Source organism: Gordonia sp. NPDC003585 (assembly GCF_040610755.1).
Lineage (GTDB): Bacteria > Actinomycetota > Actinomycetes > Mycobacteriales > Mycobacteriaceae > Gordonia.
On sequence record NZ_JBEXMX010000012.1, the window covers coordinates 17,524 to 40,103 of the forward strand.

The following is a 22,580-nucleotide window of genomic DNA, read 5'->3' on the forward strand; positions in this document are numbered from 1 at the left end:
CGTAGGGGATGATGGCGAGGTGGCCCGAACCGCGTCTGTACTGCAGCGCTTCACCGCCCCGACGCGGCGGTGGTTCAGTGGCGCCTTCCCGGAGCCCACTGCTGCTCAGACCGGGGCATGGAACTCCATCGCCGACGGTGAGAACACACTGGTCATCGCGCCTACCGGGTCTGGCAAGACGCTGTCGGCGTTCCTGTGGGCGCTCGACCGTCTGGCCGCCGAACCCGACCGCGCGCACGGCACCCGCGTCCTCTACATCTCGCCACTCAAAGCACTTGCGGTCGACGTGGAGCGCAACCTGCGCGCCCCCCTGACCGGGATCACGCGTGCGGCCCAGGAGCTCGGCCTTCCCGAACCGAACATCACCGTCGGCCTGCGCTCGGGGGACACGCCGGCCAATCAGCGCCGGCTCCTTGCCCGGCAGCCACCGGACATCCTCATCACCACCCCCGAGTCGCTGTATCTGATCCTCACCTCGTCGGTCCGCGACACTCTCCGCAACGTCGACGCCGTCATCGTCGACGAGGTGCACGCCGTCGCCGGCACCAAGCGCGGCACCCATCTCGCGGTCTCCCTTGAACGACTTGACGAGCTGCTCGACGAGCCGGCACAGCGGATCGGGTTGTCGGCGACCGTCCGACCGCCAGAGTTGGTCGCGCAGTTCCTGGCCGGCTCCCGTCCCTGCCGCGTCGTCCGACCGCCCGCCGCGAAGACCTTCGATCTGCGCGTCGACGTGCCTGTGCCGGACATGGCGAACATCCCGCCGCCCGCCGATGCACCCGACGACGACCTCGACGACGCCTTCTCCCCGACCGCCGGCTCCCTCTGGCCGCATGTGGAGGCCTCGATCGTCGACGCCATCGAAAGCAACCGCGCAACGATCGTTTTCGCCAACTCCCGGCGCCTCGCCGAACGACTCACCGCTCGGCTCAACGAGATCCACGCCGACCGCTCGGGGACGCCGGTCACCAATGCGCCAAATCCCGGTGTAGCCGGTGGCGCACCTGCGCTTGTTATGGCGAGCGGCGCCAGCGGCGGCGCACCCACCGCCTTGGCCCGCGCCCACCATGGCTCGGTGAGCAAGGAGCAGCGGGCCGAGATCGAGGACGACCTGAAGTCGGGTCGGCTGCGCTGCGTGGTTGCAACGAGTTCGCTGGAACTCGGCATCGACATGGGCGCGGTCGATCTGGTCATCCAGGTGGAATCGCCACCGTCGGTCGCGAGTGGTCTCCAGCGGATCGGCCGGGCGGGTCACCAGGTCGGCGAGATCAGCCAGGGCGTGCTCTACCCCAAGCACCGCACCGATCTCGTGCACTGCACGGTCGCCGTGGAACGCATGCTCGCCGGCGACATCGAGCAACTGCGCGTCCCGTCGAATCCGCTCGACGTCCTTGCCCAGCAGACGATCGCCGCCGCGGCAATGGACGACCTCGACGTCGACGAATGGTTCGACGTCATCCGCCGCGCCGCGCCGTACCGGGAACTCAGCCGCGATGTGTACGTATCGACTCTGGACCTGATCTCGGGGCGTTTCCCGTCCGACGAGTTCGCCGAACTCCGCCCTCGCGTCACCTGGGATCGCGACGCGAACACCATCAGCGGCCGACGCGGAGCTCAGCGTCTGGCCGTCACCTCCGGCGGAACCATCCCCGACCGCGGGCTCTTCGGTGTCTTCATGGTCGGGGAAAAATCCACCCGCGTAGGCGAACTCGATGAAGAGATGGTCTACGAGTCGCGCGTCGGGGACGTGTTCGCGTTGGGCGCCACGAGTTGGCGGATCGAGGACATCACCCACGACCGTGTTCTCGTCACGCCGGCCTTCGGACAGCCCGGCCGCCTGCCGTTCTGGGTCGGCGACACCGTCGGACGGCCCGCCGAACTCGGCGTGGCGATCGGCAAGTTCACCGGCGCCATCGCCGATCCCGAGCAACTCGAGAAACACGCACATGCACTCGGCCTCACCGACTATGCGCGCGACAACCTGGCAGCACTGATCGCCGAGCAGCGCGACTCGACCGGCCACCTCCCCACCGACCGCACCCTCGTCGTCGAACGTTTCCGCGACGAGCTCGGCGACTGGCGGGTGATCCTGCACTCCCCCTATGGTTTACGTGTCCACGCACCGTGGGCGAGTGCCATCTCCGCGCGGCTGCAGCAGACCCTCGGCCTCGACGGTGCGACCACCGCCTCCGACGACGGCATCATCGTGCGGATGCCCGACACCGACGACGAACCACCCGGCGCCTCAGTCTTCGTCGTCGACCCCGACGACATCGAGCAGATGGTCACCGATGCGCTCGCCGACTCGTCGATGTTCGCATCCCGGTTCCGCGAATGCGCCGCGCGCGCACTGCTTCTGCCCCGACGCGATCCTGGCCGACGCGCGCCGCTGTGGCAGCAGCGCCAGCGCAGCGCACAACTCCTTTCCGTCGCATCACAATTCCCCGACTTCCCGATCGTGCTGGAAGCGGTGCGCGAATGCCTCCAGGACGTGTACGACCTGCCCGCGCTGACCGACCTCCTCCGCGGAATCGCTGGACGCCGGGTGCGGATGGTCGAGGTCGAGACCCCCGAGCCATCGCCGTTCGCGGCGTCGCTGCTGTTCGGGTACGTCGGTGCATTCATGTACTCCGACGACGCACCGCTCGCCGAACGCCGTGCCGCGGCACTGTCGTTGGACACGAGCCTGCTCGCCCAACTCCTCGGCCGGGTGGATCTGCGCGAGCTGCTCGACCCCGCGGTGATCGCCGACGTCGTACGCCGACTCCAGCGTCTCGATCCGGCTCGGCAGGCGCGCGACGCCGAGGACATCGTCGACCTGCTTCGCTGGCTCGGCCCGCTCACCACCGACGACGTGGCCGCCCGATATCAGGGTGACGACGCCGCTGCCGTACTGGCCGACCTGCACCGCGCCGGCCCGATCATCTCGGTCACCCATCGCGGCTTCCCATTGTGGGCGGCGGTCGAAGACACCGCACGCCTGCGTGATGCCCTCGGAATCCCCGCGCCACTGGGCATTCCGGCCGCCTACACCGAGCCGGTCCCCGATCCCGTCACCGACCTGGTCCACCGTTTCGCGCGCACGCACGGTCCGTTCACCGTTGCCGAGGCGGCCGAGGGTATCGGGATGGCGACGGCGGTGGTCCGAGACACCCTGGTGCGCCTGGCCGGTGAGCGCAAGGTGATCGAGGGCGATTTCCTGCCCGACCCCGACGCGGGATCGACGACGCAGTGGTGTCACGCCGACGTGCTGGGGCAGATCCGGCGCGGATCGCTCGCCGCCACCCGCGCCGACATCGCACCGGTCGACGCGCCCACGCTGACCCGCTTCCTGTCGAGTTGGCATCACGTGGCATCCGACGAGAGGCTCAGCGGAGTCGACGGCGTGGCGACCGTCATCGATCAGCTTGCCGGATACCAGCTTCCGGCGTCGGCGTGGGAGTCCCTCATCCTGCCGAGCCGGGTCGCCGACTACACCCCGGCCATGCTCGACGAACTGCTGTCCTCGGGTGAGGTGGTGTGGTCGGGACACGGCCGCATCGGCGGTGCCGACGGCTGGATCGCCTTCCACCCCATCGACCTGCTCCCCGTGACGCTGGCGGACGCCGACGAGATCGACCTGACGGCGACGCACAGTTTGTTGCTGGACGCACTGAATCCCGGCGGAGCCCTGCGCTTTCCGCAGCTCGCCGATGGTGTGCGTGGCGACACGGAGATCGGGTCGTCGGACGCCGACATCGAGACCGCCCTGTGGGATCTGGTGTGGTCGGGCCAGGTCGGCAACGACTCCTTCTCCGCCGTGCGTGCGCTGCTGCGGCCCGACCGCCGCGGGCCGGCGCGATCCGCGGGTGCGCGCGGCACGCCCGCCCACCGATCACGAGGCCGCGCGCCGAGGCTTCGGCCACAACGACTCTCGACCAGGTTCCTGGCCGAACATCCGGGCGCCCGGCCCAGTTCACCGTCGACCACGGGCCGGTGGTTCAGCCTCCACCGCGACGACGTCGACCCGACCACCGCCACCCAGGCCGTCTGCGAGCAACTCTTGGTCCGCCACGGAGTGGTCACTCGTGGCGCGGTGGCAGCCGAGGGCGTGACCGGCGGTTTCGCTCGGGTCTACAAGGCGCTCAGCGTGTTCGAGGACAACGGCCACGTTCGTCGCGGCTACTACGTCGACGGGCTCGGCGGCGCCCAGTTCGCTCGGCCATCCATCGTCGACGAACTCCGACACCACGCGCTCGACGACCGCAAGACTCACCACACAGTGGTGCTGGCCACCACCGATCCGGCCAATCCCTATGGGGCTGCTCTGGATTGGCCGGCCACCGGCGCCGACGACTCCGGCCACCGACCGGGCCGCAAACCCGGCGCGCTGGTGGTGATCGCCGACGGTGAGCCCGCGCTGTTCGTCGAACGCGGCGGCAAGACGGTGCTGACCTTCACCGCCGACGCCGATCTGCTGCGCGAGGCGAGCTCCGCTCTCGCCGACGCGGTCCGGTCCGGTCGGATCAATCGACTGACCATCGACCAGGTCGACGGCGCAAACGTGCTCGGCACCCAGATCGCCGCAGCCTTCGTCGAGGCAGGTTTCGCGACCACCCCGCGCGGCGTCCGACTCCGCTACGGACTCCATGCCTGAGGGCGACACCGTCTTCGCAGCGGCGGCCAGACTGCGTCGTGCATTGGACGGCCAGGTGCTCACCTATTGCCAGTTCCGGACGCCGACCCTCGCCACCGTCGACTACACCGGACACACCGTCACCGCTGTCCGCTCCCGCGGTAAGCACCTGCTGATCGATCTGGTCGACCCGGAAGGCGTTTCGGTGCCATCGATTCACTCGCACCTCAAGATGGAGGGCGCCTGGCATGTGCATCCGCACGGGACGCGGTGGCGTCGGCCGGGTCATCACGCGCGGGTTGTTCTGCGCACCCAGAAGTCCGAGGCGGTCGGCTTCGAACTCGGCATCCTCGAACTGCTCGCCGACCCCGACGCAGCGCTGGCCTATCTCGGACCGGACCTGCTCGCCGACGACTGGGATGCCGCCGAAGCCGTCCGGCGAATCGAGGCGCAGCCTTCCACGCCGATCGGTCTCGCCCTGCTCGACCAACGCCTGATGGCGGGTGTCGGCAACGTCTACCGTTGCGAGGCCTGCTTTCTGCGCGGCGTACTGCCGACAACACCGGTGGCCGACGTCGACATCCCGGCCATGGTCGACCTGTGCCGTCGGCTGCTGTGGAACAACCGGATACGCACTGCTCGCAGCACGACTGGTCAGACGGCCCCAAACGCACGCACCTGGGTCTACGGTCGCCGCGGCCAGTTGTGCAGACGCTGCGCTACCCCGATCCGGCGTGACCGTCTCGGCGACGCCGACGACGGCGACCGGGTGATCTACTTCTGCCCAACCTGCCAACGCTGACCCGACGCGCCCCTCCCCACGTGGCCCCCTGCCCTCCACCCGCTCCCCATCCGATCTGAGATGGTGGCCCTCCCCCTGAGCATGCCCCTTCCGCTCCCTGAGGTGCGAGCGGAGCGAGCCTCGAAGGGCCTGGTGAGACGGCATTCTCAGCTCACCAAGGGCTTCGAGGCTCGTGAGCTCGCGTTCAGCCAGCGGCAAGGGGCGCCGCCCTGCCAGCTCGTCAACCCAGGGTTGACGACCAATGCCCGTCAACCTAGAGTTGACGCATGCCCACAGACAACAAACCCCTGACGAACGTCCGGCTCGACGACCTCATCGACGGCATTCGTGCCGTCCATACCGATCCGCTCGAACAACTCTCCGGGGCTGTCATCGCCGCACAGCACCTCGGCGACCTCGCCGACTCGTTGATCGGACATTTCGTCGATCAGGCCCGACGCACCGGCGCGTCCTGGACGGCGATCGGCTCGAGCATGGGCGTCAGCAAGCAAGCGGCGCAGAAGCGATTCGTCGGACAATCTCCCGCGGCCCCTGCCGAAGCTGCGTCGAATCCGTTCGCCCGCTTCACTCCTCGCGCACGCAATGCCGTCGTGAACGCGCACAACCTGGCCACCTCCGAGCGCTCGGAATACGTCACCACGGCGCTGCTCGGTCGGGGGGTTCTGGGCGAAACCGAGTCGCTGGGGGTAGCCGCTCTCCGATCCCTCGACGTAGACACGGACGCTGTGGCCCAACAACTCTCAGCGATCAACGCGCCAAGCGAGGCCGAACCGCGAGCGCTCATCCCGTATGACGATGCCGCCAAGACGGTGCTTGAGGAGACCGTCCGAACCGCCGAGCGCCTCGGCCACAATTACGTCGGAACCGAACATCTGCTGATCGCACTCTTTGCCGACCCCACCGTGGGACCGATCCTCGTCGATGCCGGCACAGGTGCCGACGCCGTCGAGGAGGCCGTGCTGAATCGGTTGTCGGAGTTGGCCTGAGAACTCAGCCGTCGGAGGTGTACCGCTCCGGCTCCTCGCCGAAAGTGAAGTCCCGACCGGTGATCTCTTCGACCGCGATCTCCACGTAGTTGTACTTGAGCGTGGGGATCCACGGCTTCAACGGAGTCTGGTCGGCGGCCTCGATCTCGCGATGAGACTGCAGGACACGTGCGGTGCCCTTCGCGATGACACTCCAGCCACTGACGCCGTCGTGGCTGTCGGCTTCGAAGGCGACATGCTCGTTGGCGGTCAGCTCGTAGAGCTTGGTTCCTTCTGCGGTGCGGAACAGGATGCGCCCGTCGCCGGCGTAGAAGTTGATCGGGAAGATGTCGGGAAGTCCGCCGAAACTCAGTGCGATCCGGCCGAGTTCGACTTGAGAAAGCCGATTCCACGACTCATCGACGGTCAATTCCTTGATCGGGTTGTCCACCATGACCTGTCTTTCTCCCATATCTCATTGTTCACCCGCCGAGGTTACCGGGCACAGAGCCCAAGGTCCCGCCTAACGCCCCGTATTCATCAGCCGTCAACCGGGACCGGCTCCAGGATCTCCGCACGTGCCTCCGGTGCGGCCGCACGCAGTGCGTCGGCCGACTCGTCGTCGGGCTGCGTCTGCGAAGCGACTTCGGCCTCGACGCGAGCGCGGTAGGTATCGATCTCGAAGGCGATGTCCTCGGGACTCCACCCGAGCACGGGCGCCAGCAGTTCGGCGACCTCTTCGGCGCAGCCGACGCCGCGGTGCGAGTACTCGATCGCGATGCGGGTGCGTCGGGCGAGGACGTCCTCGAGGTGCAGCGCCGCTTCGTCGATGGCCGCGTACACCACCTCGACCCGCAGGTATTGCGGTGCGGCCGCGATCGGTCGCAGCAACGACGGATCGCCGGCCGCGTAGTACAGCACGTCGTCGATGAGTGAGCCGTAACGATTGAGCAGTCGGCGAATCCGGTACGGGTGCAGTCCGTATCGCTGTCCGAGGTGTTCGCACTGGTTGATCAGGGCGAAGTATCCGTCCGCGCCGATGAGGGGTACGCGTTCGGTGATCGACGGCGCCACCCGAGTCGGGATGAAGTCGTTGCATGCGTCGACGGCGTCGGCCGCCATCACCCGGTAGGTGGTGTACTTGCCGCCCGCGATCGACAAGAGACCGGGCGCGACGGTGGCAACGGCATGTTCGCGCGACAGCTTGGACGTCTGGTCGTCCTCCCCCGCGAGCAGCGGTCGCAATCCCGCGTACACGCCTTCGATGTCGTCGTGCGTCAGGGAAGTCACGAGCACCTGGTTGACCCGCTCGAGGATGTAGTCGATGTCGGCGCGGGTTGCGGCCGGGTGCGCGAGGTCGAGGTTCCAGTCGGTGTCGGTGGTGCCGATGATCCAGTGCGTCTCCCATGGGATGACGAACAGCACCGAGTTGGCGGTCCGCAGGATGATCGCGGTCTCGCTGACGATGCGATCGCGCGGCACCACGATGTGTACCCCCTTGGAGGCGCGCACCTTGAAGTGGCCACGCTGTTTCGACAGAGCCTGCACCTCGTCGGTCCACACGCCCGCCGCGTTGATCACGCAGTGTCCACGCACCTCGGTGACCTCGCCGTTCTCGGTGTCTCGGACACGAACACCGAGCACACGGTCGGATTCACGGAGAAATCCGACCACCTGGGTGGAGGTTCGGATGACCGCACCGTAGTTGGCCGCGGTGCGCGCCACCGTGAGGCTGTGGCGCGCGTCGTCGACGACGGTGTCGTAGTAGCGGATACCACCGATCAGCGAGTCGCGTTTGAGCGCCGGAGCCACTCGCAGAGCACCGGACCGAGTGACATGCTGTTGTCCGGGAACTGATTTGGCTCCACCCATGCGGTCGTACAGAAAGATGCCCGCCGCGACATAGGGCCTCTCCCAGACGCGCTGCGTCAACGGGTACAGGAACGGCAGCGGCTTGACCAGGTGTGGGGCCAGTAACCGCAGCGACAGTTCACGCTCGCGTAGCGCCTCACGGACCAGGCCGAATTCCAGCTGTTCGAGGTAGCGCAGACCGCCGTGGAACATCTTCGACGACCGACTCGACGTGCCCGACGCGATGTCGCGGGCCTCGACCAGCGCGACACGCAGACCGCGAGTGGCGGCGTCGAGCGCCGCACCCACACCGACGACACCACCACCGATGACGACGATGTCGAATTGTTCCGCTCCGAGCCTGCGCCACGCCTCCTGGCGATACAGCGGGCCCATATCCGCAGGTCGATCCGGATTGAACTCGGTATCCATGATCATCGAGCCTAATTGATCTCGCGCGGATTGCAGTGGCAGCGAACCGGCGCGTGCGACACTGGCCGCGTGGGCAGCGAAAACACCTATGTGGCCGCGATCGACCAGGGCACCACGTCGACCCGAGCGATGGTCTTCGATCGCCGGGGGCGAGTGGTCAGCTGCGAGCAGATCGAACATGAACAGATCTTCCCCAAGGCGGGATGGGTGGAGCACGACGCGCAGGAGATCTGGCGCAACACCCGCCGGGTGACCGCTGCGGCCCTGGCGTCGGCGGATCTGAAGTACGACGACATCGCCGCGTGCGGGCTGACCAATCAGCGCGAGACCACGGTGATCTGGGATCGAGAGACCGGCGTGCCGATCCACAACGCGATCGTGTGGCAGGACACCCGCACCGGCGATCTGTGCACCGAACTTGCCGGCGACGACGGCCCGGGCCGTTATCGGGACAAAACCGGCCTTCCGCTGTCCACGTACTTCGCCGGCCCCAAGGCGCGGTGGATACTCGACAGTGTCGAGGGCAGTCGAGAACGCGCGGAGAACGGCGAACTATGTTTCGGCACAATGGATTCCTGGATTTCCTGGAATATGACCGGCGGTGCCGACGGCGGATTACACATCACCGATGTGACGAACGCGTCGCGCACGATGCTGATGGACCTGCGCACCCTGTCCTGGGATGAGTCGTTGTGCGCGGATTTCGGCGTCCCTGCCGCGATGTTGCCCGAGATCCACAGCTCCGCAGAGGTTTACGGCCCTCTGCGCGAGCACGGCTCGTTACCGGGCGTTCCGTTGGCCGGCATCCTCGGCGATCAGCAGGCGGCAACCTTTGGTCAAGCCTGCCTGGAACCCGGCGAGGCCAAGAACACCTACGGCACCGGCAACTTCCTTCTCCTCAACACCGGCACCGAGCCGGTGTTCAGCGACCACGGCCTGCTGACCACCGTGTGCTACCGCATCGGTGACCAGGACGCCCGGTACGCGCTGGAGGGGTCGATCGCGGTGACCGGCTCTCTCGTGCAGTGGCTGCGCGACAACCTCGGCCTCTTCTCGCATGCTTCCGAGATCGAACAGTTGGCCACACAGGTCGACGACAACGGTGGCGCCTACTTCGTGCCCGCCTTCTCCGGCCTCTTCGCGCCCCGTTGGCGTTCGGACGCACGCGGGGTGATCGTCGGCCTCACCCGTTTCGTCAACAAGGGCCACCTGGCCCGAGCTGCTTTGGAGGCCAGCGCTTTTCAGACCCGAGAGGTCATCGAGGCGATGCAGGCCGACTCCGGTGTGGAGTTGTCGACCCTCAAGGTCGACGGCGGCATGGTTGTCAACGACCTCCTCATGCAGTTCCAGGCCGACATCCTCGACGTCCCCGTCGTCCGACCGGTCGTCAACGAGACCACCGCCCTCGGCGCCGCCTACGCCGCCGGCCTCGCCGTCGGCTACTGGGACAGCGAAGACGAGATCCGCGCCAACTGGGCCGAGGACAAACGCTGGGAACCGTCGATGGACGCGTCAGAACGAGATCGCCTGTACAGCGAATGGAACCGAGCGGTCGAGCACAGCTTCGACCTCGCGTAAGTCGCGTAGCCCCTGCCGGTCGAGGAGCGGCGAGTGAGCGCAGCCGCCGGGTTGAGGAGCGGCAAGGGAGCGGAGCGACCATGGCGCGTCTCGAAACCAACCCGACGCGTATCGAAACCCGCGCGAGCCGAAAATGTCGGCGGCCACCGACCCCTGAAATATCGAAACCCGCGCGAGCCGAAAATGTCGGCGGCCACCGACCCTGAAAATAGGGGAAGAACTTCCTCCCCTATTTGTGGAGTCCTCCCCCAGAAATTCCTCAGGGAAGACTCCAAAACTAGGGGACGAGTTTTCTTCCCCTAGATTTTTTCCATCCGGTCGAGCCAAAGACTTCGCATTTGCAGGACGCCCCGGGTCGGCTCCAAATGGACTGCCTACCTTGGAATTTTATTGATAGTTGCACGCGTGAAGGCGAATGCTAAACCGCAATTTTCTGACACGTCAGGGTCATGCTGCCCCAGCCATACGGCCGTCATAACCAAAGCTCGACCCGAGACTATCAGCGTCGCACAGTGATCAGTTCCGAGCGAAAACGTAGCGACTGTGCGCCCATCCACCAACTGGTCTGGGAACCAACGGAAGTCGTCAAACTCCGCCTTGTAACCATCGAGGTCCGCGACACCAGCGCCAGCAAGATTCCCTACAGACTGGGATAACGAGGAAGACTCACTGTTCGTGAATCGCCAATCGCATCCTCGGACTGTCTGATGGTCGGCGACCGCTGCGTCTTTCGCTGATTTGGGATCAAGACCCATCTTCATGAGAACGGGCTCGGTCACATATGTGCAAGGCTCGTATGTTGTGCCATCATTGTTTTGACTCCACCGGTTCGGGAAAACTGTCTTGAACGGCAGTAGGCGACCTGCATCGTCACGTTGCCTAACCTCAGGCGCCCTACTGGCAGAATGCGAGGCGGCGGGTCCTTCACTTACTGCGGTGCCACTGACTGTACAGCCCGATGCAGATACTAGGGCAACGAAAGCGCCGAGGAGAACGGATAAAGCGTGACGTTCTGGTCGCCAATAGTGCCGACCACTCACGTTTGGATTCCCACAGACCCATCGACGTCGGCACGGTCGAGTTTAGCTCCTGCACGGCGACAATCGCTTGCCAGGTTCCTCAAGTCTGTTGACTGCTGTTCAAGGTCATCGCGCCACGTCGTGATGGCTTGCCTCACGCGTGAATACATGGCTTTACCTTCAACGCACTCACCGAAGCAATTCTGAGGTACCGCGCGATCCAGATTCCTCATCGCCTCTTGCAAGGTACGTGCCGCGGATTCCGCCGTCCTCGCTCGCCCTTCCCAGTCCTCAGTCGAGAACCGGACGACGCCACCTGGGCCGTTAGGACCGCGCCGCACGGAGTCAATGTCCGAAGCCTCGTATCCGGGCAATTGAAGGCCCATATCGTCGTTGGACGTGTAGTTGTCTCCCACCCGACCTCCCCCGTATGCGCCATCGGCTGCCGATGTAACGATTGTCGCAACACTACCTTGGATCGTCGACCGATCCACCGGCGGAACGAGATCTGTGGATCAAACCCTGTCACACCACGAAGTCGGCCAGAATACCCACGACTCCGCCGGTCCCTCCCATTGCCGCGGCCGCCTCGTACACGGACTCGCGGAGCACGGTTCGAGGTTCCTGGCTCTCCGAATCGATGGTGATCATGATGCATTCGAAGGCGCGTGCGCGGCGAAAGCTCTCGCGCTGTTTGTCGATGTCGCCGCGTCGCTGGTGAACGAACGCGTCGAGGTCGTGCTGGGCGACCACCGAACGCACATGTGCGCGTGATCGTTCCGACGCGGTCCCGCGCTCACGCCACTGTGTCAGCGCCTCCGCGATCTCGGGCGAATGCACGTCGGCGACGTCGATGACCGACGCGGTGAGCAGCGCCAGGCACTGCGGGATGTCGCCGTCGGGAACACTGTCGACCAGCCGGGCGACACCTCCGGGCAGCCGTTCAACGCGGTGCATACCTACGCCTCACGCTGTTCGACCGGCTTCTCGGATGTGGGCGTGGTCGTGGGTGTCGGAAGTCGAAGGTCGACCGAACCCTCTTCTGGAGCTGTGTCATTCGGCACCGGGACGCTCGCGGCAGGCGCAGCACGCGGCGCCCAGTCGCCGATCACCGGCGGTCCGACGAGTGGCAGGTCACCAACGATCTCCTTGCCGTTGTCGTCGCTGTGGAGGTAGATCGCGGGAGTGTGCTTCTTGTCGTCCGAGCGTGGCCGTCCAGCGCCGTGAGGTACACCGGGCGTACCCGGTCGCTGGGCGGCCCCGGGATTCGAATTCGGTGTCCCAGCACCGGGATTGGTTGCTCCCCCGGGCGCTCCGGCAGGCGGCACGAGCCCAGGCGGTATCACCGGGCTCCGCGGTCCACCCGGCACGAGACCCGCGGGAACGCCACCGCGCGGGATGTTGTTGGGAGCGCCCTTGCCAGGGCCGGGTGGGTGCCGGTTGTCGATGTTGGCCGGCACGACGTTCGGCGTCCCCCGGCCTCCGCGGTTCAACGAGTCCGGATTGCGGTCGGGCGAACCAGGATTCTGCCGCGACGGGTTGTTCGTGTTAGTCGTGTCGACGGGGGTCGTCCGGTTCGGCGAGTTCGACGACGGCGACGGGCCGCCAGTCGGCGTCGGTCCGCTCCCCGGGCCGTTGGGTCCGCCGCCGGTGATGTCGGTCGTGTTCGCCGTCTGGCCGCGAGAGTTCGACGAGTTGTCACGGTTCGGGTTATTCGGGTCGGTCGAACCCAGGTTGCCGATGTTGCTGAGTTCCCTCGAAGCAGAGTCATCTGTTCTCTCTGCAGGCAGATTCGCTTGGGCCGCGAGCATGGGATTGCTGTAGGTGCTGTCCATCGCTGCACGGACCGCGGCGCGCGCAGCGGCCGAATCCTCCGGATTGTCGCGCACGTGCTCTTGGAGAGCCTGAAATTGTGGCGCGAGCGCGGCCGCGTCGCCCGCGATCTGGCCACCGCGTTCGACTGCGTCCACGACCTGCTGTCCTCTGGTCGCACTCGTGTCTATTGCGTTGGCAAGCAGACGTGCGCGGGTCACGCTTCCGTCCGCCGCGCGCCCGAGCATGAGGTCGGTTCCAAATGCACTGTTCATCTGGTTGACCGCCTGCTTTACGAGACCCGGGGTACCGGCGAACGCCTCGGCGTCGCCGCTGGCATTTCCGCGGCCCATCTTCGCCAGAATCCCCAGCACCTCGCCGATGCTCATCGTCTCCCAAGCCGTCCGCTGCCCGTCGATGTTGCCGGGCGCACCCTTCATCTGATCTAGCGGATCGCCCACGACACCCCCAACGGACCGGAATTCGGTTCTGACGGACCATACCCCGCGATCACCGACGATGGCGATCGCTCGCGGCGTTGTGCACAATTCGGTTGCGTCGGGAACTGCGCGACCATGACGGCGTCGGACAGGCAGCCTTCCTACTGCTCATCGATTCCGTCCCCGCTCATTGGATCAGCGCCCTCGGCCGACGTCGTCGGCGATCGTGGAGGCGGGAAGAGCGCCGCTGCCCGGGACGTGGCTCGGAACCTTGCGAAATGGCGACACTCACGACACCAGGTGCCGAACTGGAGAACGCTAGTGCTGCAGCACTCGCATTCTCCAAATCAACTCGCGTTCTCTCAGATCGACGCGGCAGGTGGCCGGAGCGAAGCCCAGGCCGCGACTACCAGCCAGGTCATTGCGGCAATCCGCGTGAACTCAGGCCACACCTGTGTCGAATCAGGTCATCTGGGTGCTGCAGCACACAGATTCTCCAACACGACACAGGGTGTCCGTCGCGCCTCCCGGATCGAACGATGACAGGTCACATTTCCCCAGCTCACAGCGCCAACTCTCCCAGTCAGAGAGCGATGAGGTCACCTGACCGACGCGATCAGTCCAGATCGTCGTGCCGTACCAATTGCCGGGCCGCCTCGGTCACCGATCCCGACAGTGACGGGTACACCGACAGGGTCGCCGCAAGGTCGCTGACGGTCAGCTTGTTTTGCACCGCGAGCGCGATCGGAAGGATCAGCTCCGACGCCGTGGGCGCGACCACCACGCCACCGATGACCACGCCGGTCGCCGGTCGGCAGAAGATCTTGACGAAACCGCGTCGAAGACCGCTCATCTTCGCCCGAGGGTTGGTGGCCAATGGCAGCATCACGGTGCGGGCGGGATATTCGCCGGCGTCGATGGCGTTCTGCGACACCCCGACCGTCGCGATCTCCGGACGCGTGAAGATCGCCGACGCAACGGTTTTCAGCTTGATCGGCGACACACCTTCGCCCAGGGCGTGGTACATCGCGATCCGGCCCTGCATCGCGGCGACCGACGCCAACGGGAACAGTCCCGTGCAGTCGCCGGCCGCGTAGATGCCGGTGACCGACGTCCGGGACACCCGATCGACCCGGATGTAGCCGCCCTTGTCGACGTCCACCCCGGCAGCCTCGAGTTCGAGCGAGGTGGTGTTGGGCACCGAACCGACCGTCATCAGCACATGCGATCCGGTGACGGTGGAACCGTCCGCGAGATAGGCGGTCACCGAATCGCCGTTGCGCTCAACCTTGTTCGCCCGTGCGTGCTTCACCAGCTCGACACCTCGCTCGGCGAGGGCCTCCTCGAGCACCAGCGCGGCATCCTCGTCTTCGTGCGGCAGCACACGGTCGCGGCTCGACACCAGAGTCACCTTCACACCCAATTCGGTGTAGGCGTGCACGAATTCGGCACCGGTGACACCCGATCCGACCACGATGAGGTGCTCGGGAAGATCTTCCAGGTCGTAGAGCTGACGCCAGGTCAGAATCCGCTCACCATCGGGTTGGGCGTCGGGCAGGATGCGCGGCGAGGCGCCCGTCGCGAGCAACACCACGTCACCGGCGTAACGCTGGGTGCTCCCGTCGGACAGAGTCGCCAGGACCCCATGCGTGGAGACACCCACCTGGGTCGGCTCCAGCGTTGCGGTACCCGACACCAGGGTGACGCCCTCGCTGATCAACCGGGAACGGATGTCGGCGGATTGCGCGAAGGCCAGATCGCGGACACGCTGATGGATCTGCGGAAGGGTCACGAGGGTGTCGTCGGTCTTGATGTTGATGCCGAGGTCGACGGCCCGGCGCACCTCGGTGCGGATGCCGGTCGACGCGATGAACGTCTTCGACGGGACGCAATCCCACAGCACACACGCGCCGCCGATCCCGTCCGAATCGATCACCGTGGTGTCCGCGCCGTATGCGGCTGCGGCAAGCGCCGCCTCGTAACCGGCCGGTCCACCACCGATGATGACGATCTTGGTCACAATCACTCCTGTTCCGGCCATCCATGGCCCTCGTCGAGCCGGCGACGATCTTGGGCTGGTCACTGGCTCGAAGTACCGGCGTGCGCCCTGTCCAGGGTATGCCCGGACGCCCGGTCGTCGACGACGGGATGGTCGGGCCGACGCACTGAAGGACCCGGTGCGACTGCGGTGCACGACGCCTTGTCGTAATACGATCGTCGTGGCCCGGGTCAACGTGGCGCGATCGGAGTCCGTTTTCGCGCCACTCCGTCGAGAAAGAGCAGGTCAGAGGCGACATGCCCATTTATGCGGCTTACGGTTCGAACATGCATCCCGAACAGATGGCCGAGCGCGCCCCGCACTCGCCGATGGCGGGGACCGGATGGTTGAACGGGTGGCGCCTCACCTTCGGCGGCGGGGACATCGGTTGGGAAGGCTCGTTGGCGACCGTCACCGAGGACCGCGACAACGTCGAGGCCAAGGTGTTCGTGGTGCTCTACGACGTGCCCGTCGAAGACGAGGACTACCTCGACCGCTGGGAAGGCTCAGAACTCGGCATCCACCGCAAGGTGCGCGCGCGAGTCGACACCGCGGACGGACCCGTCCTCGCGTGGCTGTATGTTCTCGATGCTTTCGAAGGCGGCTTGCCCTCGGCCCGCTACCTCGGTGTGATGGCCGAGGCCGCTGAGATCGCGGGCGCACCGGCCGAATATGTCCAGGATCTTCGGCTTCGGGAGTCCCGCAACGTCGGCCCCGGACCGGGCAGCGTAGAAGGCTGATCAGACCCCGGCGCCGGGCCCGACGATCAGTCCGGCGAGCGCGCGGACCCCGATTGCGAGTGCGCGTTCGTCGATGTCGAAGTTGGGTTGGTGCAGGTCCCGCTGCACCCCCATGCCGTCCCACACGCCGAGCCGGCCCATTGCACCGGGCACGTGCTCGAGGTACCAGGAGAAGTCTTCGCCACCCGCGGACTGCGGGGTGTCGGCGACCGCGTTCGGACCGATCGCCTCGATCGACCGCTCCAGCATCTCGATCGCGTTCTCGTCGTTGACGACGGGTGGCACGCCGCGGAAGTAGGCCAGGTCGTACTGCACGCCCAGCGGCGCGACCAGTTCGCCGACGATGCTGCGGACCAACGGTTCCAGCTGCGCCCACGTCGCATGCTCACCGGTTCGAACCGTCCCGCGCAGACGACCTTCCTGCGGAATCGCGTTGGGAGCACTGCCGGCGTTGGCCGCGCCCCACACCATCACCGTTCCCGAACGCGGGTCGACGCGACGCGACAGGATGCCCGGCAGACCGGTGATCAGCGTGCCCATCGCGTAGACGAGGTCACCCGTCAGGTGCGGGCGCGATGTGTGCCCACCGGGTGATCGCAGTTGCACGTCGATGTGGTCGGCGGCCGACGTCAACGCACCGGCGCGCAGCCCGACCGTCCCGACGGGCAACCGTGGATCGCAATGCAGCGCGAAAATCTTGCTCAGGCCCGTCGTCACCCCGGCGTCGATGGCGTCGAGAGCGCCGCCCGGCATCACTTCCTCGGCGGCCTGGAAGATCAGCCGCACCCCCACCGGCAGCGGTTCGGCCTCGACGAGCAGCTTGGCGACCCCGATCAGGATGGCGGTGTGCGCGTCGTGCCCGCAGGAGTGCGACACCCCGTCGACAGTCGAAGTGAACGGCAGCCCGGTGTGCTCGGTGATCGGCAGGGCATCCATGTCGGCGCGCAAACCGATCCGCGCCTCCCCACTCGGTCCGAGGTCGCACACGACGCCGGTTCCGAGCGGGAGCCGACGCGGATTCAGGCCGACCGACTGCAGCTCGGTCATCACCAGCTCGGTGGTCCGCACCTCTTGCCGCGACAGTTCCGGGTAGGCATGGATGGCCCGGCGCCACGCAATGAGGTCGGTGCCGTGCGCGGCCAGCCAGGATTCGATCAGATCGCCCATACGATCACCCGACCTCGTCGAGACACGGCCACGCCGCTCATAGCAGTGAACTCGGTGTCGGGACAGCGAGATCGTCGAGCAATGGCGTGCGCAGTCCGCGCTTGATCAGAGCGAGGTTGGGACCGGCCAGGGCCGCGCGTGCGGTGGCGACCTCGGTGGCGCGGTCGACGAGTTCGGCTGCGGCGACCGCCTCTTCGACGATCCCTGCCGACGCGGCATCGTCAGCGCCATACCGACGGCTGGTGAGCATGGCCTCGGTGGCCGCCGCATCCGAAATCCGGGTGCGGACGAGCGCTGCCATACCCCGCGTGAACGGCATGTTCAGTGCTGCTTCGGGCAACGACCAGAATCCCCGCTCGGTGCGCATCAACCGATGGTCCGCGCATAGCGCGAGCATTGCGCCCGCCCCAAAGGCGTGACCGTTCAGGGCGGCGATCGTCGGCACCGGCAACGTCAACACCGTGGTGTAGAGCGCATGTACGCGGTCGAGGTAAGCGGGCAGGCCGGTGGGGTTGGCAAAGACGTAGTCGGTGTCGAGGCCGTTGCTGAAGTACTTGCCGGTCGCCGTGATGATCACCGGCTTGGCCGCGTCCGCCACGTCGTCGAGCAACGCCGTGACGGTGTCGAGCCAGTCGAGGCGGAAGCGGTTCTCGGGATTCGATTCGTCGAGTTCGACCCCTTCGGTGCCCAGATACAGCTCGATGACGTCGCCGTTGGTCTTCAGGTAAGGCATGCGAGAACCATATCGCCTGGACCTGATCCGACTAGTCGGCACCGCGTACACCGCATCCACCCGCGTCCCAGGACGTGTCTCCCAATCCCCTTGGCGAGACACGTCCTAGTGTGGGCGGCATGGATCCCACCGTCGACGCCGACGCCGCGGCAGCGGTCGCGGCCGCCACCATCGCCGCCGAGACCGATGCCGCAGCGCACGACGTGGCCGTGGTACTAGGTTCGGGCTGGGCACCGGCTGCCGAGGCTTTCGGTACGCCCGTCCGATCGGTCTCGATGGCGTCGATCCCGGGCTTCACACCACCGAAGGCGGCCGGACACGGCGGCATGATCCATTCGGTGCGGATCGGCGATCGCCGCATTCTGCTCCTGCTCGGCCGTATTCACGCCTACGAGGGGCACGATCTCGCACGAGTGGTGCATCCGGTGCGTACCGCAGCAGCGACCGGGGTCAGCACGATCGTGCTGACCAACGCGGCAGGCGGATTGCGCGCCGACATGTCGGTGGGTCAGCCCGTGCTGATCTCCGATCACCTCAACCTCACGGCCCGCTCGCCACTCGTGGGCGCGCAGTTCGTCGACCTTGTGGACGCCTACTCACCGCGGTTGCGCGAGGTCGCCCGCCGCGTCGACCCCGACCTCGCCGAGGGCGTGTACGCGGGTCTGCCCGGCCCCCACTATGAGACGCCGGCCGAGATCCGGATGCTGCGCACCCTGGGCGCCGATCTGGTCGGGATGTCCACGGTGCACGAAACCATCGCTGCCCGCGCCGCCGGCGTGGCGGTCCTCGGGGTCAGTCTGGTCACCAACCTGGCGGCCGGCATGACCGGCGAACCGCTCAGCCATGCCGAGGTCCTCGACGTCGGACGGAACTCGGCAGCCCGGATGGGCGAGTTGCTGGCCCAGATCATCGGGGAGGTGTGAGCCGATGACCTACCCACCGGGCAGCTATCCCCCGCCGGGGTCGTACCCACCACCGGAACGGTCACCTTGGTCGTCACCGGCGGTCATCGCGGCCATCGTCGCCGGCGTGCTCATTCTGATCGCCGGTGTCCTCGGCGCGCTTGTGTTCATTCCCGGCGACGACGAGAACAACAACACGGCAGCCACATCGTCGCCCTCGGCAGTGACCAGCACTGTCACGCAGAGTCGGACCACCGCGGACACGACCACCGAGACCACCACCGTCGCGCCTCGCCCGACACCAACGGTGCCCGGCACCGATTCCTTGGGTTTCGTGAACGGTCCCCGCTGCAACGACGCCGGCGATCAGGTGGTCATGGTCGGGCAGACCTCGCGGTCGCGGGTGATCATCTGTCAGGTCGGCACCCAGACCGGACGCTGGTACTACAAGGGTTCCGCTCCGGAAGGCGACATCGAGATCGGCTACCCGACGAAATCAGGCAACACATTCATCGTGCAAAACGAAGGCGTCGTGTACACGATCTCGCCGAGCAGTCTGCTCATCACCCAGGGTGGATCGACCCTCGCGAACGAACCGATGCTCCAGCACTGGGCCGCGTCGTGACCGACCCCGTGTTGCGAGCCGAGCACCTCGACGTCGTGCGGTCCGGACGCCTCCTCCTGGACGACGTGAGTCTCGAGGTACACCCCGGAGAGCACTGGGCGCTGCTCGGACCCAACGGCGCAGGCAAATCGACCCTGATGGCCATGCTCGGCGCCCGCGAACACCCGACGCGCGGCACCGTTGATGTCCTCGGTCGACGGATCGGACGCGTCGACATGCGCGAGTTGCGCATGCATATCGGCCACGTCGACCCACGGTGGCGCATCGACGTGCCGCTGACCGCCCACGAGGTGGTGCTGACCGGTCTCACCAATACCCCGGAGCTCGACCGCCGGCATCGATACGACGACGCCGAGCATGATCGCGCCGACGCCCTGCTCGCGCTGCTCGGCATGTCCGACCGTCGCGATTCCGTCTGGACGGTGATGAGCCAGGGCGAACGTGGACGCACACTCATCGCCCGCGCGCTGATGCCGACTCCCGCGCTGCTCCTGCTCGACGAGCCGGCCACCGGCCTCGACCTCGCCGCCCGCGAGAAGCTGTTGGCGGGCATCGACCAGTTACGTTCGGACGTCACCGATCTCGCGACCGTGCTGGTGACCCATCACCTCGAAGACCTGCCCGCCAGCACCACGCACGCGATGCTGCTCCGCGACGGCGTGGTGGTGGCGACCGGACCGGTGGACGACGTCCTCACCTCGACCACGATCAGCAAATGTTTCGACCATCCGGTGACCGTGACACGCAACGCCGGCCGCTGGTCGGCAGTGTCCGACGCCGGTTAGCGCGGGCCGAACTGACGATCGCCCGCATCACCGAGACCGGGGACGATGAAGAAGTCGTCGTTGAGACCATCGTCGACAGCGGCCACCACCAGACGGACCGGATGCCCTGATTTCTCCAGTGCTGCAACACCTTCGGGAGCAGCGACCACACAGACAGCGGTGATGTCGGCGGCTTTGCGGGCCACCAGGAGTTCGATCGTGTGCAGCAGCGAGCCACCGGTGGCGAGCATGGGGTCGAGGACGAAGACCGCTGTCGTCGACAGGTCGTCGGGCAGCGACTCCAGGTAGGGCACCGGCTGCGCCGTCCGTTCGTCACGCGCGACACCGACGAAGCCGACGTGCGACTCGGGCACCATCGCGTGGGCCTGCTCCACCATGCCCAGTCCCGCCCGCAACACCGGAACCAGCAACGGCGGATTGGCCAGCCGCGAACCCGCGAACTCCGACAACGGGGTGCGGATGGGCACGTCGGCGACGGGCGCGCCGGCCAACGCCTCGTAGATGAGCATCTGTGTCAGATCCGACAGCGCCGCACGGAAAGCGGCGTTGTCGGTCTTCTCGTCGCGCATGGTGGTCAGTCGGGCGGCCGCGAGCGGGTGGTCGACGATGAGGCACTCCATGGCGAACACGATATGACGTGCGCGAACCTGGCGCTCGGAACCGAGTGCGGGTCCGCTGCGTCTGATCTTTTATGAGCCAACTGACCATCGATTCGCCATCCCTGCGAACCTTCGCCGCTGCGCAGCGATCCGCCGCGGCCGACACCCACGCGGACGCGGCCCGGCAACGCAGCGCCGTCACCGATCTCGCCATCACCTTCGGGCTGATCGGCGCCGAGTTCCTGTCGGCGGCAGTGCAGGTGTTCGAGCTCTACACCCGGCATCTGGACACCACCGCCAGACAGCACGACGCGGTCTCCGACAAGACCGAGCGCGCAAACACGACGTACAACGCCCGCGATTGCCGGTGCGGCAAGGACATTGCCGGCGACACCACGCCCGACGCTGCGAGGAAGGCCTGATGCTCACCGTCGAACTTCTCATCGCTCCGCTTCGGCTGCTGATCACCGCGCTCGGCACCGGCGTGCTGCCGGCCGGCAATCCCGCCGATCAGGTCCGCACGACCACAGCGAATCTCACGCACACCCGCGAGCGATCGGCGGCCTCCGTGCGTGGTCTCGGCGATGGTTGGCGTGGCGAAGGCGGAGATGCCGCCCGACGAGCGACCATCAACACACAGAACCGGAACACCGCCCTGCGCAACGACGGCGTCGAGTTCTCGCAGATCGTCGAAGACGCCAGTCGCAAGGTCAAGGTCGCCTCGACCGCGCTCAACACACTGGTGGATTCGTTCGAGCGGATCGCAACCGCACTCGGGCCGCAGCTGTACACCCCGGCCGGGCTGGCGACCATCCTGCCGGTAGCCATCGATCATGTGACCCGCGGCATGGAGATCGTCGGTCGCGCACGGCATGAACTGAAGGCCGACACCACCAAGATGTTGGCGTTGGCCCGGCACGTCGCGCCCGCCGAGGTGGCGCCGCCCGGCGACCGGATCACGAACGACCGGACCACAAACAACGACCACCCCGGCGGGCGGATCCCGATCACTCTGCCCGACGGCTCGACCGCCTACGCGCCGAACGAACGCGCCGCCAAGGCAGTACGCGCCGCCCTCTCGCAGCGCGGCGTGCGCTACCAGTGGGGTGGCACGACACCGGACGGCTTCGACTGCAGTGGACTCACCCAGTGGGCGTATCGCCAGGCCGGTCTCGAGCTGCCCAGGCTCGCGCAAGATCAGGACACCGCCGGCGTCCAGGTGTCACAGGCAGATCTGCAGCCGGGTGATCTCGCCGTCTGGTCGGGTCACGTCGCGATGTACATCGGGAACGGGCAGATGGTGGAGGCAGGCAATCCGGTGCAGGTGTCTGCGGTGCGGACGACCAACATGTCTCAGACATTTGAGGGGTTCTATCGCCCCCGATGAACCACGCTACGCGCAACGAAGTTGGGCGCAACGAAGTTGGAAATGGGCGATCGTTCACCCAACTGTCGTGGGGTCACTACCCGGCGTCAC

At 66.6% G+C, this 22,580-nt stretch carries 19 protein-coding genes; 10 read left to right on the forward strand and 9 right to left on the reverse strand.

Annotated features, from left to right (window positions below):
- The first annotated feature begins 19 nt into the window (after positions 1-19).
- The 3 genes from ABZW74_RS04850 (at position 20) to ABZW74_RS04860 (ending at position 6,403) form a co-directional block, all read left to right on the forward strand.
- Positions 20-4,636 carry an ATP-dependent helicase gene (locus ABZW74_RS04850; RefSeq protein WP_355274458.1) on the forward strand — a complete coding sequence of 1,539 codons (4,617 nt, stop codon included), beginning with the start codon at positions 20-22 and terminating at the stop codon, positions 4,634-4,636.
- The gene (locus ABZW74_RS04855) at positions 4,629-5,417 is read left to right on the forward strand and encodes a DNA-formamidopyrimidine glycosylase family protein (RefSeq protein ID WP_355274461.1); all 789 of its coding nucleotides are present in this window, start codon (positions 4,629-4,631) and stop codon (positions 5,415-5,417) included. Before ABZW74_RS04850 ends, ABZW74_RS04855 begins: the two co-directional genes overlap by 8 nt.
- Positions 5,418-5,683: 266 nt before the next feature.
- Positions 5,684-6,403, forward strand: a complete 720-nt coding sequence (locus ABZW74_RS04860) for a Clp protease N-terminal domain-containing protein (protein WP_355274464.1) — start codon at positions 5,684-5,686, stop codon at positions 6,401-6,403.
- Positions 6,404-6,407: 4 nt separating this feature from the next.
- On the opposite strand, the gene ABZW74_RS04865 is transcribed toward ABZW74_RS04860, so the two are convergent.
- Both ABZW74_RS04865 and glpD read right to left on the reverse strand, forming a co-directional pair.
- On the reverse strand, positions 6,408-6,836 hold the full coding sequence (locus ABZW74_RS04865) for a pyridoxamine 5'-phosphate oxidase family protein (protein ID WP_240858976.1): 429 nt from the start codon (positions 6,834-6,836) through the stop codon (positions 6,408-6,410).
- An 86-nt stretch (positions 6,837-6,922) separates the two neighbouring features.
- Positions 6,923-8,665, reverse strand: coding sequence for a glycerol-3-phosphate dehydrogenase (gene glpD / locus ABZW74_RS04870; RefSeq protein WP_355274467.1), 1,743 nt, complete (start codon positions 8,663-8,665; stop codon positions 6,923-6,925).
- A 90-nt stretch (positions 8,666-8,755) separates the two neighbouring features.
- On the opposite strand from glpD, the gene glpK reads away from it, so the two are divergent.
- A complete protein-coding gene (gene glpK, locus ABZW74_RS04875; RefSeq protein ID WP_355274559.1) occupies positions 8,756-10,243 on the forward strand; it encodes a glycerol kinase GlpK in 1,488 nt (495 codons plus the stop codon).
- 374 nt (positions 10,244-10,617) lie between these two features.
- Here glpK and ABZW74_RS04880 read toward each other — a convergent pair whose 3' ends face one another.
- From ABZW74_RS04880 to ABZW74_RS04895, 4 genes are all read right to left on the reverse strand, one after another.
- Positions 10,618-11,283, reverse strand: a complete 666-nt coding sequence (locus ABZW74_RS04880; protein ID WP_355274470.1) for a DUF3558 family protein — start codon at positions 11,281-11,283, stop codon at positions 10,618-10,620.
- Positions 11,284-11,787: 504 nt separating this feature from the next.
- Positions 11,788-12,219 (reverse strand): hypothetical protein, encoded by a 432-nt coding sequence (locus ABZW74_RS04885; RefSeq protein ID WP_240858759.1) that lies wholly within the window; start codon positions 12,217-12,219, stop codon positions 11,788-11,790.
- Positions 12,220-12,221: 2 nt separating this feature from the next.
- Positions 12,222-13,535, reverse strand: a complete 1,314-nt coding sequence (locus ABZW74_RS04890; protein WP_355274473.1) for a hypothetical protein — start codon at positions 13,533-13,535, stop codon at positions 12,222-12,224.
- 595 nt (positions 13,536-14,130) lie between these two features.
- Positions 14,131-15,534 (reverse strand): NAD(P)H-quinone dehydrogenase, encoded by a 1,404-nt coding sequence (locus tag ABZW74_RS04895; protein WP_355274476.1) that lies wholly within the window; start codon positions 15,532-15,534, stop codon positions 14,131-14,133.
- A 275-nt stretch (positions 15,535-15,809) separates the two neighbouring features.
- Between ABZW74_RS04895 and ABZW74_RS04900 the strand changes: the two genes are divergently transcribed.
- Positions 15,810-16,292: a gamma-glutamylcyclotransferase gene (locus ABZW74_RS04900; RefSeq protein WP_240858749.1), complete on the forward strand. Its 483-nt coding sequence runs from the start codon at positions 15,810-15,812 to the stop codon at positions 16,290-16,292.
- On the opposite strand, the gene ABZW74_RS04905 is transcribed toward ABZW74_RS04900, so the two are convergent.
- Entirely contained in the window at positions 16,293-17,459 is a 1,167-nt protein-coding gene (locus tag ABZW74_RS04905; RefSeq protein ID WP_240858747.1) for an amidohydrolase, read from the reverse strand.
- A gap of 37 nt (positions 17,460-17,496) precedes the next feature.
- Positions 17,497-18,192: an enoyl-CoA hydratase/isomerase family protein gene (locus tag ABZW74_RS04910; RefSeq protein ID WP_355274480.1), complete on the reverse strand. Its 696-nt coding sequence runs from the start codon at positions 18,190-18,192 to the stop codon at positions 17,497-17,499.
- 119 nt (positions 18,193-18,311) lie between these two features.
- On the opposite strand from ABZW74_RS04910, the gene ABZW74_RS04915 reads away from it, so the two are divergent.
- The 3 genes from ABZW74_RS04915 to ABZW74_RS04925 are packed head-to-tail and all read left to right on the forward strand — an operon-like array spanning position 18,312 to position 20,504.
- Positions 18,312-19,115 carry a purine-nucleoside phosphorylase gene (locus ABZW74_RS04915; protein ID WP_240858742.1) on the forward strand — a complete coding sequence of 268 codons (804 nt, stop codon included), beginning with the start codon at positions 18,312-18,314 and terminating at the stop codon, positions 19,113-19,115.
- Between the two features lie 4 nt (positions 19,116-19,119).
- Entirely contained in the window at positions 19,120-19,719 is a 600-nt protein-coding gene (locus ABZW74_RS04920) for a hypothetical protein (protein ID WP_240858740.1), read from the forward strand.
- Positions 19,716-20,504 carry an ATP-binding cassette domain-containing protein gene (locus ABZW74_RS04925; protein ID WP_355274484.1) on the forward strand — a complete coding sequence of 263 codons (789 nt, stop codon included), beginning with the start codon at positions 19,716-19,718 and terminating at the stop codon, positions 20,502-20,504. Before ABZW74_RS04920 ends, ABZW74_RS04925 begins: the two co-directional genes overlap by 4 nt.
- Here the strand turns inward: ABZW74_RS04925 and upp are convergent.
- Positions 20,501-21,124: a uracil phosphoribosyltransferase gene (upp, locus tag ABZW74_RS04930; protein ID WP_240858730.1), complete on the reverse strand. Its 624-nt coding sequence runs from the start codon at positions 21,122-21,124 to the stop codon at positions 20,501-20,503. The two genes, ABZW74_RS04925 and upp, sit on opposite strands and share 4 nt — an antisense overlap.
- A gap of 71 nt (positions 21,125-21,195) precedes the next feature.
- On the opposite strand from upp, the gene ABZW74_RS04935 reads away from it, so the two are divergent.
- Entirely contained in the window at positions 21,196-21,525 is a 330-nt protein-coding gene (locus tag ABZW74_RS04935; RefSeq protein ID WP_240858728.1) for a type VII secretion target, read from the forward strand.
- Complete coding sequence (locus ABZW74_RS04940; protein WP_355274488.1) at positions 21,525-22,490, forward strand: C40 family peptidase; 966 nt, start codon at positions 21,525-21,527, stop codon at positions 22,488-22,490. Before ABZW74_RS04935 ends, ABZW74_RS04940 begins: the two co-directional genes overlap by 1 nt.
- Positions 22,491-22,580 lie beyond the last annotated feature (90 nt).